Origin of the sequence: Vibrio sp. V04_P4A5T148, from assembly GCF_963875605.1 — a bacterium.
Taxonomy (GTDB): Bacteria; Pseudomonadota; Gammaproteobacteria; order Enterobacterales; family Vibrionaceae; genus Vibrio; species Vibrio anguillarum.
The window spans coordinates 35,345-52,206 of sequence record NZ_CAWNMS010000011.1; the positions used below are offsets into that span (position 1 = coordinate 35,345).

General features: G+C 42.6%; 12 protein-coding genes. 4 read left to right on the forward strand and 8 right to left on the reverse strand.

Going from position 1 to position 16,862, the window contains the following annotated elements; genetic code table 11:
- Positions 1-103: 103 nt before the first annotated feature.
- On the reverse strand, positions 104-1,894 hold the full coding sequence (locus AACT18_RS00290; RefSeq protein ID WP_094124772.1) for an HD domain-containing phosphohydrolase: 1,791 nt from the start codon (positions 1,892-1,894) through the stop codon (positions 104-106).
- Positions 1,895-1,964: 70 nt separating this feature from the next.
- Positions 1,965-2,474 (reverse strand): hypothetical protein, encoded by a 510-nt coding sequence (locus AACT18_RS00295; protein WP_094124771.1) that lies wholly within the window; start codon positions 2,472-2,474, stop codon positions 1,965-1,967.
- A 188-nt stretch (positions 2,475-2,662) separates the two neighbouring features.
- On the opposite strand from AACT18_RS00295, the gene AACT18_RS00300 reads away from it, so the two are divergent.
- From AACT18_RS00300 to AACT18_RS00310, 3 genes are all read left to right on the forward strand, one after another.
- Positions 2,663-3,139 carry a CreA family protein gene (locus tag AACT18_RS00300; RefSeq protein WP_026028212.1) on the forward strand — a complete coding sequence of 159 codons (477 nt, stop codon included), beginning with the start codon at positions 2,663-2,665 and terminating at the stop codon, positions 3,137-3,139.
- Between the two features lie 113 nt (positions 3,140-3,252).
- Positions 3,253-4,557, forward strand: coding sequence for an inosine/guanosine kinase (locus AACT18_RS00305; protein ID WP_019283210.1), 1,305 nt, complete (start codon positions 3,253-3,255; stop codon positions 4,555-4,557).
- 293 nt (positions 4,558-4,850) lie between these two features.
- The gene (locus AACT18_RS00310) at positions 4,851-6,566 is read left to right on the forward strand and encodes a putative bifunctional diguanylate cyclase/phosphodiesterase (RefSeq protein WP_094124770.1); all 1,716 of its coding nucleotides are present in this window, start codon (positions 4,851-4,853) and stop codon (positions 6,564-6,566) included.
- A 120-nt stretch (positions 6,567-6,686) separates the two neighbouring features.
- Here the strand turns inward: AACT18_RS00310 and AACT18_RS00315 are convergent, their stop codons facing one another.
- The 6 genes from AACT18_RS00315 to AACT18_RS00340 form a co-directional block, all read right to left on the reverse strand.
- The gene (locus AACT18_RS00315; protein ID WP_094124769.1) at positions 6,687-7,406 is read right to left on the reverse strand and encodes a carbonic anhydrase; all 720 of its coding nucleotides are present in this window, start codon (positions 7,404-7,406) and stop codon (positions 6,687-6,689) included.
- A 158-nt stretch (positions 7,407-7,564) separates the two neighbouring features.
- Positions 7,565-9,247, reverse strand: a complete 1,683-nt coding sequence (locus AACT18_RS00320; protein ID WP_094124773.1) for a pyridoxal phosphate-dependent decarboxylase family protein — start codon at positions 9,245-9,247, stop codon at positions 7,565-7,567.
- Positions 9,248-9,300: 53 nt separating this feature from the next.
- Positions 9,301-11,211, reverse strand: a complete 1,911-nt coding sequence (locus AACT18_RS00325) for a methyl-accepting chemotaxis protein (protein WP_020977858.1) — start codon at positions 11,209-11,211, stop codon at positions 9,301-9,303.
- A 269-nt stretch (positions 11,212-11,480) separates the two neighbouring features.
- On the reverse strand, positions 11,481-12,410 hold the full coding sequence (gene speB, locus AACT18_RS00330) for an agmatinase (RefSeq protein ID WP_013867969.1): 930 nt from the start codon (positions 12,408-12,410) through the stop codon (positions 11,481-11,483).
- Positions 12,411-14,321, reverse strand: coding sequence for an arginine decarboxylase (gene speA / locus AACT18_RS00335; RefSeq protein WP_026027469.1), 1,911 nt, complete (start codon positions 14,319-14,321; stop codon positions 12,411-12,413).
- Positions 14,322-14,508: 187 nt separating this feature from the next.
- Positions 14,509-15,345, reverse strand: a complete 837-nt coding sequence (locus AACT18_RS00340; protein ID WP_202599017.1) for a tetratricopeptide repeat protein — start codon at positions 15,343-15,345, stop codon at positions 14,509-14,511.
- A 327-nt stretch (positions 15,346-15,672) separates the two neighbouring features.
- On the opposite strand from AACT18_RS00340, the gene proV reads away from it, so the two are divergent.
- On the forward strand, positions 15,673-16,860 hold the full coding sequence (gene proV / locus AACT18_RS00345) for a glycine betaine/L-proline ABC transporter ATP-binding protein ProV (RefSeq protein ID WP_013867972.1): 1,188 nt from the start codon (positions 15,673-15,675) through the stop codon (positions 16,858-16,860).
- Positions 16,861-16,862 lie beyond the last annotated feature (2 nt).

Sequence of the window (16,862 nt, forward strand, 5' to 3'; positions counted from 1 at the left end):
GGATGAATGTATAAAATGATTGAGTTAACAGAATGAAACGAAGATAAGAGTTGATATGCATAACTTATAGCCACATCACTCTTTGATACTCAATGGGGCGTATTTAGCCGGCTCTGTAATAGCTTGTCGTATCGGGATACAAATTACGGATTTGGATAAAATCATCCAAATGATTAAGCAATAAATTGACTAAAGTAGGGTCAAACTGAAAACCGCATTCACGTTCAAATAAACTTACTACATTCTCAAGCGGCCACGCTTCTTTATAACAACGTTCACTTAGCAAAGCATCAAACACATCCGCTATCGCAGTAATGCGAGCAAATATATGAATGTCTGTGCCTTTTTTCTGATTAGGATAACCTTTACCATCCCAACGCTCATGGTGTTCATGTGCGACAATCGCAGCTAATTTAGTTATATCACCTTCGCTTGTATTGAGGATGTTATAACCAGCGGTAGTGTGAGTCTGCATGATTTCCCACTCATCTGGTGTTAATTTTCCAGGCTTATCCAAAATCGACTCTGGAATCGCAATTTTTCCCACATCGTGCATTGGGCTGATGATCTCGATCATTTCTACCTCGCGCTGCGTTAACCCGCACAAACGAGCCAGCAGCGCAGAGAGCCTTGCTACCCGCTTAACATGATTACCCGTTTCACCAGAGCGCGTTTCTATTGCTTCTCCGAGTAAATGAATCATTTCCCGCTGTACGGCTAATGTACGCTCTTGCAATACCACTATTTTACGGTTTTTGACGCCAAGCTCTCTTTTTTGTCTGAGGGTCACCCCTTGCATAACAATCACAACCAGCAAACAGAGAATAATAAAGCTAGCCGCGAGTAACACTTTCCAATGCTGTTCAAAATAAGAAAGAGGACGATTAAGAACCAACACATCCTGTGGTAAGGCTTTCATGTCAATCTGATGTCGCTGCATGGCTTGGTAATCAAAAACCGCTCTTGCACTACTGATTTGCATGTCAACTGCGGAGGCCAAATCTAATGATACAAATTGGTTTAACGCCATCAAGATATCTTTTCCCAGTTGCTCAGAACGATTAACATACCCTCCAACGATACCATCACGAATATAAAACTCCCACAGTACAAAAATGGGGGCAGCGCTAGCTTGTGCTAGGCGGTAGGAAATCTCTTGATAAGTATGGTAAACACCTTGATTTGTCTCTGTATTAAAGTGCGATAGCAGTACCGCATCATCAGGGGAAATCTGGAATAGCACCTTTTCTGCTTCAGCCAAAGTGATGGAGTTAATATCGATAAACTCGATACCTTTTAAAAGATCCGTAGCCAGCACTTCATCGACTTTTTTTCGGATCAATTGCGAAGTATGACTTTGATCTGATAAATAATAGATTTTCTTGAGTTTTGGCCGTAATGATTTGATTAAATGGAAGTTTTCTATGATAGCTTCAGATTCATAAATAATTTTATTGTACTTAGTCATGTCATCGAGTGTGGCACTTTTGTCGTTGATGCCAACCGCAACCATAGGCGTATCTGGTTTAAATAGGCTTGAGAGCCCTTTAGTGAACTTTAACGCATTGTCATCGGTAATAATAACCGCATCGAATGGATAATCACGATATTTAACGTGGAGGTATTTTTTGGCCTCCTCAAGATACTCTTGGCTATAAATTCTTTTTGTATCAAGGTATTCAATGGAGAGCTTAATCGGTGTTTTGCTGCTCTTAACTACAGCATCAATGCCCTTTTGAAATTCATATGTCCATTGATAAGATGATTCGTATGAATGCAGCACAAGAATATTTTTAGGCTCCCAGCGAGTTGACTTAGCAGGAAACGACAAAAACAGCGCATAACAGACCATAGCAGTCCAACTAAGCCAATATGTTATTTGCTGTTTATTCATACATAGCTCTCCGTGCAGGCTAAAATTAATACCAAACCAGGCGCTATAGTACCAATTTCATCAGGACAAGCTACTGTTCTATAAAAACATTACCATTGCACTCATGATTAGCACGCCATTTTGCGAGCAACAACCGCGTGAATACATCTTCACCTCCAAATGCATTTTTATCCAGGGTCACGATATCAGAGATGAGTATCTCATGTGAAGTGGAGGTGACGATACCAGCAGCCACAGGCTCCCCATTTTGAAAACCTAAGTAAAGCTCGCAAGGTGCTGAATAAATGATTTGGGTAAAGAATTCGATAACTTTTGATTGATCGTTTTTATCGCTCCATAAGCTTGCTTGCAACAGAGCAAACCATATTGTCATCCGATGAAAATCAACCAAATAAACCTCTTCGAGCAACGATAGGTTAGGCTCCTCAGTGAGCTCAATAAAAGCGCGAAAACTGCGTTGAACAACCGCTTTTTGGTAGAGATCTCGACCTTGTAAGCTCTCTTCTGTTGGAAATTCGACATTCACTTGGTCAAATAGCCATTGGTTTTTAATGGCGGCAACGTCAGGTTGGTTAATCATTGTTATTTACTTCTTCTTCTAATTGTTGCAAGCAGGATACTGACCAGATCGATATGCGACAAGCCATTACTCACATTATCCTCATCTAAACTGCAGATATGCTGGCCAAAACATCAACATAACAGCCTATATCATTCTCCTTTGATGCTGCTATCATGTGCAGAAAGATGGATAAATGGATTATAGACATGAACAAGAAACTCATCACCACCGCATTCATACTTAGCTTTGGTTTAGTTGGCTGCGATAGCAATGAAGTTGGCGATGTATCGCTCGGATTTTTCACGCTTAAAGACGTAAAAATCGAAAATCTAAGTGATGATATTGTGACTGGTGTTACGTGCCATATTGCTTCAATTGAGGCTAATTTGAGTCTTTCTGATCCAAGTGATAGCTCAATCTCGTGTCGTCAGACTGGTGATATTACGCCAGAGATGATTGCAAAAATTGATAAGAGCAAATCAGGCGAAATCGTGTTTAAGAAGTCAAAAAGCATTTTCTTCAAGTCAATGAAAGTCAGACGTATCTACGATGCAGAAAATCAAACCCTGATCTACTTGTCTTATACTACCAAAGAAACAGATGGTAGCTTCAAACACAGCCTATCGACCGTACCGCTTTGGGGGACTAAGGCTTATAGTACGGACATAACGCTCACTAAATAGCCGCTAACGCCTCGGCGATCTGGATTTAGCTCACTTTTTTATGTAATAAAAATGAAAGGAACCTTTCATATCCGTGATATGATGCGGGAAATTTTCAATTCTCATTTTTCAACATGAAGTTTCCTGGACAGCGTAAATCTAAGCACTATTTTCCGACTCATGCTCGTGACCCTCTCGTCAATCAAATTCAACAAACGGCTATGCTCCACCGCCCAACAGTGGTCGGTGTTGGGCAAACCATTGTTGATATTGAAGCCCGTGTAGACAATGAGTTCTTAGAGAAACATCAATTGAGTAAAGGTCACTCACTGGTGCTCGAAGAGAGCAAAGCCGATGCGCTCTATGAAGAGCTAGTCGAACGAGGTTTAATTACTCACCAATACCCGGGAGATACGATTGGCAACACACTGCACAACTACTCTGTGTTGGCCGATAGCAAATCCGTTTTGCTCGGCGTGATGTCCAAAAATATTGAAGTCGGCTCATACAGCTATCGTTATTTGTGTAGAACCTCATCGCGCATGAACCTAAACCATCTTCAAACTGTCGATGGTCCTATCGGGCGTTGCTACACCCTAATTTCTGATGATGGAGAGCGCACCTTCGCCATTAATGAAGGGCATATGAATAAACTTCGCCCTGATAGTATTCCTGAAGAGGTTTTTGAAAAAGCTTCCGCTTTAGTTGTTTCTTCTTACTTAATGCGTGGAAAACCCGAAGATCCAATGCCACTTGCGGTCAAACGCGCTATTGAGATCGCTAAATCCAAGCACATTCCAGTGGTGTTAACCCTAGGCACTAAGTATGTAATTGAAGGTAATGCGAAGTGGTGGCAAGACTACATCAAAGAAAACATCACAGTCGTCGCCATGAATGAAGAAGAAGGTGAAGCGTTAACTGGTGAGAAAGATCCACTGCTTGCAGCTAACAAAGCACTCGAATGGGTAGATTTAATCCTCTGCACCGCGGGGCCCGTAGGTCTTTATATGGCTAGCTACACCGATGAAAGCGCAAAGCGCGAAACTGAATTACCTCTCCTACCGGGTAATATTGCTGAATTTAACAAGTACGAATTTAGCCGTGCGATGCGAAAACAAGACTGCCTCAACCCAATAAAAGTGTATTCACATATTGGCCCTTACTTGGGTGGCCCATTGGAAATCAAAAACACTAACGGAGCGGGAGACGGAGCGCTATCGGCTTTATTGCACGATATGGCCGCGAATAGTTATCATCAACGTAATGTTCCAAACTCTGCCAAACATGATGTGCCGTACCTCACTTACTCTTCGTTATCTCAGATCTGCAAATATGCAAACCGTGTCAGCTACGAAGTGCTCACACAGCACTCTCCTCGTTTATCACGAGCATTACCAGAACGTGAAGATAGTCTAGAAGAAGCGTATTGGGATCGTTAAATCGTATGACTTCTACATGAATAAAAGCGACAATTTGTCGCTTTTATTCTTTCCACAACGAATAAACCGCACGATGCGATCCTACGTTATTTAACGTCTCACCATTTCGTTTCAGAAATAACAACTTCCGTGAAATAAACTGATAACTTGTGCCTAATTGATGAATCAATAGTTTTATAATTGAGACATCTTAGTACAAGCGTTATAGTACTCTTTAAAGATGAGTCATAAAGGTTTTGGATCAAGACTCACAATTATCATCCATTGCTGCTTTCGCTTGAATTAGGATTAACATGACAATGTCATTTCCGCAGGAAGAGTATTCAATTTCAGACCTAGACAGTGCCGTTGCAAAGCAGCGTCTGGTTCATGTTCTCGATTTTTTTAGTCAAGGTCTGTTTTATATGAGCAGCGATGGAAACATGGTGCTCTATAATCCAACATTTTATGTACAATTTGGTGTAAACAGCGAAACTATTTCCTATGCTGATTGGCTGAGTTTGGTTCATCCTATGGATCGTGCACTGCTCAATAGCCGCGTCGACGAGCATATCAGCACCACTGAATCAAGGGAAACGATTCAATACCGAGTCAAAAAAGCAAATGGTCAATATATCTGGTTAGAGGGGAATGCGGTCACAAAAAGTGTGAACGGTGAACATTTTATGGTGGGTAGCCATAAAGATATCTCCGATCAAAAATTGATGGAAGATTACATTCATCAAGCTGCATTTTTTGACAGCTCATCAGGCCTCTATAATCGAAGTAAATTACTGCTCGATATTGATGAGAAAGCACTCAAAATTGGAGAGCCTTATTCACTTATCTACATCCAACTTGAAGATATTAAGTCTTATCTCAATCAATACGGCTCAGACATTGTTAAAGATTTACTGAATCACGTCGTCAGTGCACTGCGTGAACTGCCCGATGAATTTGCTGATTTTTACCGTATTCGCTCTGACGATTTTGCCATATTACTTAGAGGAGAACGCTCATACGATGAGCTCAAGCATATCTGCTCTCAAATAATGAAGCACTATTCGAAATCAGCCACGGAGCATGGGCACCTCTATGGTAATGATATTAGCATTGGTGTCTATCCTGAGATAAACCGTGCTATATCTGCCGATGAGTTGTTAAATATTGCATCACGAACTTGCCAATTTGCTAGTGCCAAAAATCATTCTCGTATCGAAATTTACAGTGGCCGAATTCAAAAAAACGTTGATCGTTATTTCTTCATCGAAAGAGGCTTAAAGGAAGCATTAGATCAACGTTCATTGTCCGTGAAATTCCAACCCATTATTCATGCACAATCAGGACAGGTATCCAGCTTTGAAGCCTTAGTCCGCTGGCGCTCAAAAGAGTTTGGTGAGATTTTCCCGGACGAATTTATTCCCGTTGCAGAAAAAAAGGGGCTGATTGTTGATTTAGGCTATTTTGTCTTCAAAAAAGCCTGTGAGTTTATTGGCCGTTACAATAAACAAAATGGGGTTAATATTCGGGTTAATATTAATGTTTCAGTCCTTCAACTTCTGAAAAGTGACTTCCCACAACAGATACTAACAATGGCTAAGGCTTCCGGTGTATTGCCCTCTTCTATTGTGTTAGAACTGACGGAAACTGTCATACTCGATGGCGATAAAAATGCGATTAACCAGCTTCACTCCTTAAATGAAATGGGGTTTCAACTGTCGCTGGATGATTTTGGAGCTGGTTTTAGCTCACTCAATAGCTTCTTTGATTTGCCCCTCAATCAAATTAAAATAGACAAAAGCATTGTATGGAAAACACTGACTAACCCAGCATCAGAACAATATTTAGCCTTTCTCATCCAGTTTTGTCACACCAATGGCGTCGACATTGTTATTGAGGGGGTTGAAAATGGCGACATGTACCAAAAATTTAAAGAGATGGGGGCAACTTATTTACAAGGCTATTGGTTTTCAAAACCACTATCTTTAGCCAGTGCAAGCCGCTATACATTAAATGCTGTCAATGAATAAGCACAAAAAATAGCTTAGCTAAATTAAGCACTTACACCTAAATTTTGAAGAAGCAGAGCGGAAAGGAAATAGTAAACCCTGTGAGCCCGACTGCGACTTCAAATCGCTTAAAGAACGTTGTTATTCTTTTTCTAGCACTAAGCGAGCATTGTGAGCTTGTATGGGCCGATTGTTATTTCCCATCACACTATGTAGTGCTGCACTTTGTTGCTGTGACAAACTTTTCGGCTGCTTGACCACCAACCATCTCACGCCTTCACTGCAAGGCGGCGTTGTGAGTGACCCATTAAAACGGTAATACTCATCTAGCTTAGGTAACAGTGACTGTACTGCTAACCCTTTTGCTAACGGCACATTCGCCCCAACTTTAGGCAACTCCGCAATAAGCTGAGCTAATGGTTCGTTCTGTGCACCCGTTTCAAACATCACCGCCAAAACTGCCAGATTGCCAGACGCATCAGCATGCACAAAATGCGCTTCTAAAGGATATTGATGTCCTTTAATTAAGTTTTCAGAAGGGGTATGGAAGTGAAATTGTTTGAGTTCAAATTCTGTACCATCCACTACCAGTGTATTTTTCCCTGAAACTGAGGCTTGCAGCGTGTGTCCATTGTTGGTCAATGCACTCACAACGCCTGAATAATGGATATCCAAAGATTTTAAATCAGCTTCAACGAGGCCATTGATATCAATTGGGCTTTGATTTTTGCCCATTTCACAAATTTTAGAAACATGTCCCCAATGTTCAGGGCCACGTTCACCTTCATATCCCCATTCATTTGCTTGCGCCACATAGGTAAAGCAAACGCTAATTGCCAGGGTCAACAGTTGTTTTTTCATTATCGTTCCTTGAGACAGCTTGTTATCTAAAATGTAACATTCAGGTTAATATCACGCGCACATGGTAATACATTCTTCATACCGCATCCGTGGTGAAAAATAACATTACATTGACGTGACTAGTCATTCATTTCAGTTCGCGCTCACCCTTTCCATGGCTAGCGCCGAACAATGTTTTGGCAAAACTGTTCGATATGTTTTCGGGTGGTATTGGGGTTCATTAAAACCGCTTTTTCTCCCGGAATATGTAAGCAATGTCCAGTATCATCATAATGAGTGCGCGCAATCGAATCGACCCAATTGGTGTTGAGATGCTGGCCTTTATGAGATAAGAACTGATGACGATGGTAGAGCGTATTCTCTACTATCGAATCAACCATAGAACCCTGACGGGCGACGTTCATTTCTTGCTCAAACATCGATTCAGCACACGTCACTTTCTGTGGGTCATAGAGACGAAAAGTAACACTTGGCCCTTGGTTTTCTACTGCTGCCACCTTGCAGTGTGGTAGAGCGGCTAATTGGCAGCGTAAATAATTAGCATTTTGCAATGTATGACCAATCACGGTTTGGTAGCCTTCGATACCTAAATGTTGCAGTGCTGAATAGGCAGAAAAAACACCCACGGCACTGCGTGAACATTCAATGGTCGATTGCAAATGGCTCTCTTCTCTTTGAGCATGTTCAAAGTAGGAGTAATAACCGGGATCTGTTTTTAATACCGCGAGATCGTGTTTGTTTTTGAGCATCACCAAGCTGGAAGTATAAGGGACATAACCCCATTTTTGAAAATCGACCGTAAATGAATCCGCTAATTGTAAACTTTTAATCCTCGGCAATAAGGATTCAATACCCGTCAGTGTTGCCCGATTAAGCGATAAAGGGTTGCGTTCAAAATCATACTCTTGAAAAAACAACATACTCCACCCAACAGCAGCATCAACATGAATATGTGGTTTCATCGAAATCGCATATTCTTGGCATCTTCTTTCTCTTATCGCATAAACCTGTTCAATATCATCAGTTGCGAAGGTATCGGTACTGCCAAATGTCAACATTATGCTAGGAACAGCAATGCCATTTTTAAAACAGAAAATCAATTGTTGGTCTAATTCAGCCAAATCCATTTCATTGTTATCTTTAACTTTGATCCGAATCGCTTTACCTTGAACATCAACCCCCAACAACGACAAATTTGTCATGTTTGAATAGTGACCTGCCTCTGAATTGAATATCCTGTAATCTTCTCCCGCCAAACCATTCAGAGCTGACTTTGGCAACGCTTTTCGAATACCTAATAGATAGCCGTACAAATTACAAAATGTACCTCCTTGTGTGAATACTCCAGTCGCTTGATCACTATCATAACCAGCTAAATGCGCGATCTGCCGCACGACTAATTTTTCCAGTTCAATGGCATCTCCCGCATATTCGCTATAAACCAAGTTAGGGTTGGCGATAGTCGCAAGTAGCGCACCGTGAATGGCCGGATCACAAGGTGTCGAGATCACATTTTCCACTGAGCGAGGGTCATCCCAGTTTTTTGAACGTTTGGCGGCATAAAGCGCTAAGTCGTTAAAAGGGTGAATGACGTGGCTCGAGTGTCGAGGAATGGTGTTTGAATGCCGTAATTGTTGCTGCAACGCAGTATTTACCACGGTTGGCGCATCAATTTTTCGCTCTTCAAGCCAACGGGCAATCTCGTGAATACGATACAAAGGCCAACGATTGGGATCGCGAGCAAAAAAATGCGCTTTCACTGTCTGGAAAATTTGCTCAAACGCAGGATTCAGTTGGTTGGCGTGCTCATCTAGCCACACGCTATAATACGCTGTTTTCATGATGCTCTCTCCGTGCTTAATCCCAAATAAAACGCCGCGTTAGCGGCGTTTTATTACTTTAACTTAAAGTTGGAGACCAAGCGGTCAAGCTCATGGTTTGAGTAAGAGAGTGACTCCGTAGCACTGACGGTTTGTCTGCCACTCACCACCAATGATTCAACGATGTCTCTTATCGCTAGCATATTGCGACTGAGCTCTTCTGCGACTGTACTTTGCTGTTCGGTCGCAGCAGCAATCTGCGTACTCAAATCATCAATTTCGGAAACGGAAGTACTCATGATGTTTAAACTACCAGAAACTTCGGACGTTTTATCTGCTGTGGTTTGACATTGGTTTTTAGTTTTGTCCATTGCGGCTACAACGCTATCCGTCCCTTCAAGTAGCTTGGCCAGCATATCTGATATTTCAGTAGTGCTGTTTTGCGTTCTCGCCGCTAAAGCACGAACTTCATCTGCAACCACCGCAAACCCACGGCCTTGCTCACCCGCACGCGCCGCTTCGATCGCCGCATTCAACGCAAGCAAGTTCGTTTGCTCTGAAATAGCGCCAATCACGGTCAATACTTCGCTGATCTTGATCGCATCTTTGTTCATATTGGCAATGCGCTCAGACATCTGTTCAACATCACTCACCAATGAGCTGACCGTTTCAACCGCATTATTCACAATAATAATCGATTGTTTGGCCTCTTTGCTCGCAGAGTCAGTAATGTGATTCGATTGCGTGACGCTCTCTGCCACAGTACGTGCACTTTCACTCATTTCAGTAATGGCCGTCACCACTTGCTCTGTTTCAGATGAGTGCGAAAGCAGCATCCGCTCATTTTCCTTTGCCGTTTGACCTAACTGCTCAATATTAGAGGAGATGTTTTGACTGGCATCAGATATTTGCAACATCATTTTTTGTAGATTTTCTGAGAATAAATTGAAGCCTTGGCTTATCTGCGCTAAGTCATCATCACCATTCACCTCCAAGCGGCGTGTCAAATCACCAGAGCCTTTCGAAAGATCAAGTACCGCTTTTTTCAGGCGTAGCAAAGGCTTGTAGATATAATTAAGAATGACGAAGATTGCCGCGACGCTGATAATGAGCAAAATCACCCCAGTGTAAATAGCGCTACTTTGCGCTTCATACACATTAGCTAACGCCGTACCTTTGTCGACGAACACCATCATGGTCCAGTACATGTTATCGGTTAGGTTAACGCGCTTGAAATAACCATCAAATTCAATGCCTAAATAAGGAAATGACAAGTGACCAGCATCCTGCTGGCTAAAAAGTTTCTCCATTTCGAGGAAATTAGGGCTGACTTGCGAGGGCGTTCGTCCAATATCACTAGGATCATCACTAGCAAAAAAGACAGCATTCTTGTCGGTTAGTGTCGCTGCACCGCCGGCAAAGCGCATATTACTGACTTGGACAATAACCTCATCCAGTTGGATATCTCCCAGCAAAACACCAATGAAACGGCTTTGTTGGTAGACAGGCATAACTACACTAATAACCTGTTTACCGGTGATTTTATCTTCATAAATTTCAGTTACCTGAGCAGTTCGAGAGGTTTTTGCTTGCTGATACCAATCCCTACTGGTGAAATTTTGTTGACCTGTAACAACTCCGTTGTCTTTGTCAAACGACATATAGGCACGGCCATCGTCATACGCCATAATGACATTTGAAATTTGTGCACTCTCAGCTAACAATCGAACCAAGTTGACATTCTCTTGATCAGAAAGAGCAGATCGGAAATGTTGTGAACCTTTAACTACGGCTTGATAACGTGTTTTCACCCAAGATTCGAGTTCAGAAACGTGATAGTTGAGCTTGTTTTGAGTTTCTGTGGTTAAAGAGGTAATCATCTTCTCTTTTAACGACAGCATGTTGATGGTGCCCAAAACGATTAAAGAAATCGCAACGAGCAGTGCTACGCTCACATATATTCTGCTTTTAAAACCTAAAGTCATAGATTCACCCTCACCGTGTAACAGCTAGAAAGATTAAGGTGAAACTTGATCATATTATTAATATGAATGGTAGACCAATGAGACACCTAGCCAACCTAATAAAATTGGTACACGGCGAACACTTATGCAAGTTATGTCATTAATATTTATTATTGAGTGCGCAAAGTGAATTTTACATTAGAAGACAACATGATGATTTTTAATGGAAATACGTTGAGATGATGGTTAAGAAAAACGCGCAGTGGTGATGCTGCGCGCTGACTTATTTTTTATGACGCCACATTTGGCTTAGAAGCCCAAACGTAAAGCAGCTCTAGAGCAATTGTCGCACCAGCCAAAGCCGTTAGCTCACTTTGATCGTACGGAGGAGAAACTTCAACAACATCCATTCCCACCAAATTAATACCGGCCAATGCACGAATGATTTTCAGCACTTTATCGGAATTCAATCCACCACATACTGGCGTACCCGTTCCAGGAGCAAAAGCGGGATCTAAGCAGTCAATATCAAACGTCAGGTATACGGGTTTATCACCAATAGTTTGACGAATATTAGCGACGATTTCTTCCACTGACATATCATTCGCTTGCATCGCATTGATGACATTAAAACCGTGGCCTTCCTGTTTGTATTCGGTACGAATACCCACTTGCACAGAATGCTTGGCTGAGATTAACCCTTCCTTCGGCGCATGATAGAACATAGTGCCGTGATCATAAGCGCTGCCATTGGCATAGGTGTCTGTATGAGCATCAAAGTGAATCAATGCCATTTCGCCATAATATTTGGCATAAGCGCGCAATATAGGCAGCGTGATAAAGTGGTCACCACCTAAAGCAAGCATGGTTTTGCCACTTTTTAGAATTTCGCTAGTCGCCGCTTCTAAGCGATAAGTGAAATCTTCAGCGTCACCACAATCAAACACCAAATCACCCGCGTCGATCACTTTGGTATCTTGGAACAAATTAAAGTTCCAAGGAAACTTTTTACCTTCCCATGCAAGGTTCACTGAAGCGCGACGAATCGCATCTGGACCCATTCTCGCCCCTGGGCGACCTGATGTAGCCATATCCAAAGGTACGCCCAGTACCACGACATCGGCATCTGCACTTACTGGGTCTTTAACATAAGGACGACGTACAAACGTCATCGCATTGGAATACAGGGAATAATCAGTTTTAGTAAACAAATCATTCATTTAGAAATCCTCTAGATAGGTATAACCGCTCAAGCCTTGCTCAAGCTCTTGCAATACATTTTCTTGTTCTTCAACCGCCACACGCTGGCTAACTAATTCGCGGTAGTTTTTACGGATGGCATCCACATCAATATGAACATAGCGCATCATATCTTCAACCGTGTCTCCTTCGTTGATCGATACGATTTCAGTTTCGCCATTCTCTGCCATGTTCACCACCACGCTGTGTGTGTCGCCAAATAGGTTATGCATATCGCCTAAGATCTCTTGATAGGCCCCTACAAGGAAGAATCCCATCAAATACGGTTCATCGGCATTCCATGCTGGCACTGGCAGCGTCGTTTCAATACCTTGCCCCTCGACGTACTGCTCGATTGCACCATCAGAATCACAGGTGATATCCAGCATCACGGCGCGGCGATCTTCCACTTTTTCAAGGCCAGACAATGGCAACACAGGGAAAACTTGGTCGATTCCCCACGCATCTGGCAATGATTGAAACAATGAAAAGTTAACAAAAAACTTATCCGCCAAACGCTCATTCAGTTCATCCAAAATAGGACGATGGAAACGGTTTTTGGTACTCATTTGCAGTGTCAGTTCGTGATAAATGCGCAGCGATAGCTGTTCAGCCCAAGCACGGTGCTGAAGGTTAATAACGCCAGTCGAAAACTGGTTGTGCGCTTCCGACAGATCGCTTTGCGTATCGTTGTAAATTTCAATCAGTGCACGCGCATCAGAGCCTTCACTTAAGCTTTGCCAGTTACGCCACATGTTTTGTAGCAATACCGGAGCTTCTTCACCGACTTCTGGAATCTCTTCTGGGTAATACGCTTCTGTACCAATAACATTAGTGATAAGTACGGCGTGGTGCGCGGTAATCGAGCGGCCTGATTCAGAAATAATGACTGGCCTTGGCTGACTATATAACTGGCACACATCGCTTACCGTGCTTACGATATTGCGTGCATATTCAGCTAAACCATAGTTCATCGAGTTGGATGATTGACTGCGTGTACCGTCGTAGTCCACCGCCAAACCGCCACCCACATCGAAGAAGTCAATCTCCGCACCAATATCACGCAGCTCGCAGTAAAAACGCGCCGCTTCGTTCACGCCATTACGCACATCACGAATATTCGCCATTTGCGAACCTAAGTGGAAATGCACCAGTTGCAATGCTTCTAATTGCTGCTCTTTTTTAAGGCGTTCGATAACGGTCAACACTTGAGATGCAGAGAGCCCAAACTTCGATTTTTCACCACCACTCGCCTGCCATTTCCCCGCGCCTTGAGAAGCTAAACGAATACGGAGCCCTAAACGTGGTTTCACGCCTAGGCTTTTCGCTTCTTTCAGCACGAGATCCAGCTCAGACAATTTTTCCAAAACGATGAATACTTTATGGCCAAGCTTTTCACCAATCAGGGCCAGACGAATGTACTCTCTGTCTTTGTAGCCGTTACATACAATCACTGAACTTGCTTGTTGGGCTAAAGCCAATACCGCCAATAATTCTGGCTTACTGCCCGCTTCCAATCCAAGCTGTTTAGTCTCTAGCTGCGCTTGGCTGGCTAAAATCTCATCTACCACTTCTTTTTGTTGGTTCACTTTGATTGGGTAGACCAACAGGTAGTTGTTTGGATATTGGTATTCTTCAATCGCCTGATTAAAGGCGTCACAAATGTTATGTACGCGTTGATGCAGGATCTGCGGAAAACGTACAAGCACAGGCAAATTTAAATCACGCGCTTCAAGCTGCTTTACGATCGAACTCAAGGGGGTTTGGTGCGCCTTATCATGGCGCGGCGAAACATAAACTTCGCCTTGATTGTCAATACCGAAGAAGCCTTGGCTCCAATAATGAACATTGTAGTCAGCGCGAACGCGATCTAATTTGGATGGTTGTTCCACATCTAATCTCACAAAAACAGAGAGTAAAAAGTGAATCAGAAAGTCTGATATCACGACTTGACGCCTGTAACGTCAGGCGCATTAACGGTTAAAAGCGTATGTGTGTCTAATGATAATAATTTGTCGTTAAGATTACGTTTGATTATCACCAGTTCGCTATAAAAAGTGGATGAAATTTAATACAAAATCAAATGTTGCTACTGATAAGCTCGTCAAACTTCTTATTGCCGTGTAGCCCTTCTAAATCAGCTTCTTCTGCAATTAAATCTCGCAATGAAGCGCTAATTTCCGTGGCTCTTTGTAAATCCTCAATCGCTTGTTCTTCGGCTCCGATACGCGCATACGCACATGCTCGTTGGTACAAGGCTGGCGCATTAGCATCATCTAACTCTAGCACGCGATTACATAGACTCAGTGCCCAGTAGTATTCTCGAATTTCCATCGCAGCATCTGCTTTGTATGTCAACGCTTCCAAATCTCCGGGACGGATTTTTAAAATTTCGTCATACACTTCAATACGCTGTTCTGGTGTTTGGACACTTTGCGCTCTCAACCATAAGTTATGGATTTCATTAATAATTTCAATTTCACGGTTGTTTTCGGTAATGATGCGTGTTTTGCGCTTGAGATCTCGCTCCAAGGCGAGGAATTTTTTCTCATATTCCTGCGCAATTTGATTTAGCCGTTTATCGGCCAGTTCACGCGTGTTGTGCTTCACTTCTTTAAGTGACTGCCAACCAATTAATGCAACTAATGAGGCAACACCAGCGATGACATAGAAAAAATAGGTCACCGTCACATTCGAGTAATTCAGTGACTTGTCTGCAACGGACAATTCTCTGTCGGTAATTTGAATCGTGAGTCGCCGTTCAAGATCTTGTTGATCTTGTCTTAACGCTTTCAGCTCATCCAATATGTAGCGCTCAACCAAAGGACGATCCAGTATTGGCGATTCAGAATAAGACTCTTCCTGTGCCAGTGTTGGGAAAGACGTTAGCACTATCAGGAACAAGAATAGCTGCAATAATTGCCGCACAATCGGTTGCTCATTTATTTTTCTCACTCTCTACCTCTTTCATCAGACACGTTGTCGATTTATTCGTCGCCATTTTCAGTTCTTCACACCAATAAAGCCAAGCCTCTCAGGCTTACCATTTTCACACAAAAATTTCAGCTCAAACTATTTTTCATTTCTTACGTTTTATTTTATACATAAAAAATCAATAACTTAATGACAAAAAGACCAATAAATATTCAGTTAAAACTTGAAATCCGTCAAACTAATGTTTAGTGTACTATACATATTTACGGCTAAACATTAAATAGCCATGAAGAACAAAGGATGTAAATCATGTCACCCGTGTTAGAAGTTAAGAACCTCTACAAGGTATTTGGAGAGACTCCACAACAGGCTTTCCCGCTGTTAGAAAAAGGGTTGGATAAGGACCAAATTTTCGAGCAAACCGGGCTCACTGTTGGGGTCAAGGATGTGTCTCTTTCAATCAATGAAGGGGAGATTTTTGTCATTATGGGTTTGTCCGGTTCGGGCAAGTCCACTTTAGTTCGATTGTTGAACCGCCTGATTGAGCCAACCCAAGGAAGTGTTTTACTGAAGGGTAAGGATATTGCTCATATTTCAGAGCAAGAGCTGCGCGATGTAAGACGTAAAAATATCTCAATGGTATTTCAGAACTTCGCACTCATGCCACATATGACCGTTCTTGAAAACGCTGCCTTTGGATTAGAACTATCAGGAGTGGTGGCTCATGAACGTAATAAAAGTGCAAAAGAAGCGCTCGCTCGAGTTGGCTTAGACGCCTACTGTGAGTCATTCCCTGATGAGTTATCGGGTGGGATGAAACAACGCGTTGGTTTGGCTCGTGCACTCGCCAACGACCCTGACATTTTGTTAATGGACGAAGCATTTTCCGCACTCGACCCGTTAATCCGCACCGAAATGCAAGATGAACTAATCCGCCTGCAAAATGATGATAAGCGAACCATCGTTTTTATTTCTCATGACCTTGATGAAGCAATGAGAATTGGTGACCGTATCGCCATCATGCAAGATGGCATCGTCGTACAAACGGGCACGCCCGATGAAATATTGCATCATCCTGCTAACGATTACGTCAGTTCATTCTTTCGTGGCGTTAATGTTGCCAGTGTTTTTTCAGCTAAAGACATTGCCCGTAAAAAACCCGCGGCCGTTTTTAAAAAACACGACAATGATGGCCCGGCTGCAGCAATGCAGTTACTGATGGATCATGACCGAGACTACGGAATTGTAGTTGACCGTACGAATAAATACTCTGGCATTGTGTCGCTCGACTCTCTGAAACAAGCTCTCAAGCAACAAACATCGCTTAGCGCGGCACTACTGCCTGACATTGTGACGGTTGATCCGGAGCTGTCTGTTAGTGAATTAATCAGCCAAGTTGCTGAAGTCCCCTACGCCGTGCCTGTTGTCGATCAGCAGGGAAATTATTACGGCGTGATCACCAAATCACGCTTATTGCAGACTTTGGATAGGGAATAATT

Bases quoted from the DNA above. Each gene is read 5' to 3' on its own strand.
- AACT18_RS00300 (WP_026028212.1), top strand. From the start codon at position 2,663: ATGAACAAGAAACTCATCACCACCGCATTCATACTTAGCTTTGGTTTA.
- AACT18_RS00290 (WP_094124772.1), bottom strand. From the start codon at position 1,894: ATGAATAAACAGCAAATAACATATTGGCTTAGTTGGACTGCTATGGTC.
- AACT18_RS00320 (WP_094124773.1), bottom strand. From the start codon at position 9,247: ATGAAAACAGCGTATTATAGCGTGTGGCTAGATGAGCACGCCAACCAA.
- speB (WP_013867969.1), bottom strand. From the start codon at position 12,410: ATGAATGATTTGTTTACTAAAACTGATTATTCCCTGTATTCCAATGCG.
- proV (WP_013867972.1), top strand. From the start codon at position 15,673: ATGTCACCCGTGTTAGAAGTTAAGAACCTCTACAAGGTATTTGGAGAG.
- AACT18_RS00305 (WP_019283210.1), top strand. From the start codon at position 3,253: ATGAAGTTTCCTGGACAGCGTAAATCTAAGCACTATTTTCCGACTCAT.
- AACT18_RS00295 (WP_094124771.1), bottom strand. From the start codon at position 2,474: ATGATTAACCAACCTGACGTTGCCGCCATTAAAAACCAATGGCTATTT.
- AACT18_RS00310 (WP_094124770.1), top strand. From the start codon at position 4,851: ATGACAATGTCATTTCCGCAGGAAGAGTATTCAATTTCAGACCTAGAC.
- AACT18_RS00325 (WP_020977858.1), bottom strand. From the start codon at position 11,211: ATGACTTTAGGTTTTAAAAGCAGAATATATGTGAGCGTAGCACTGCTC.
- AACT18_RS00315 (WP_094124769.1), bottom strand. From the start codon at position 7,406: ATGAAAAAACAACTGTTGACCCTGGCAATTAGCGTTTGCTTTACCTAT.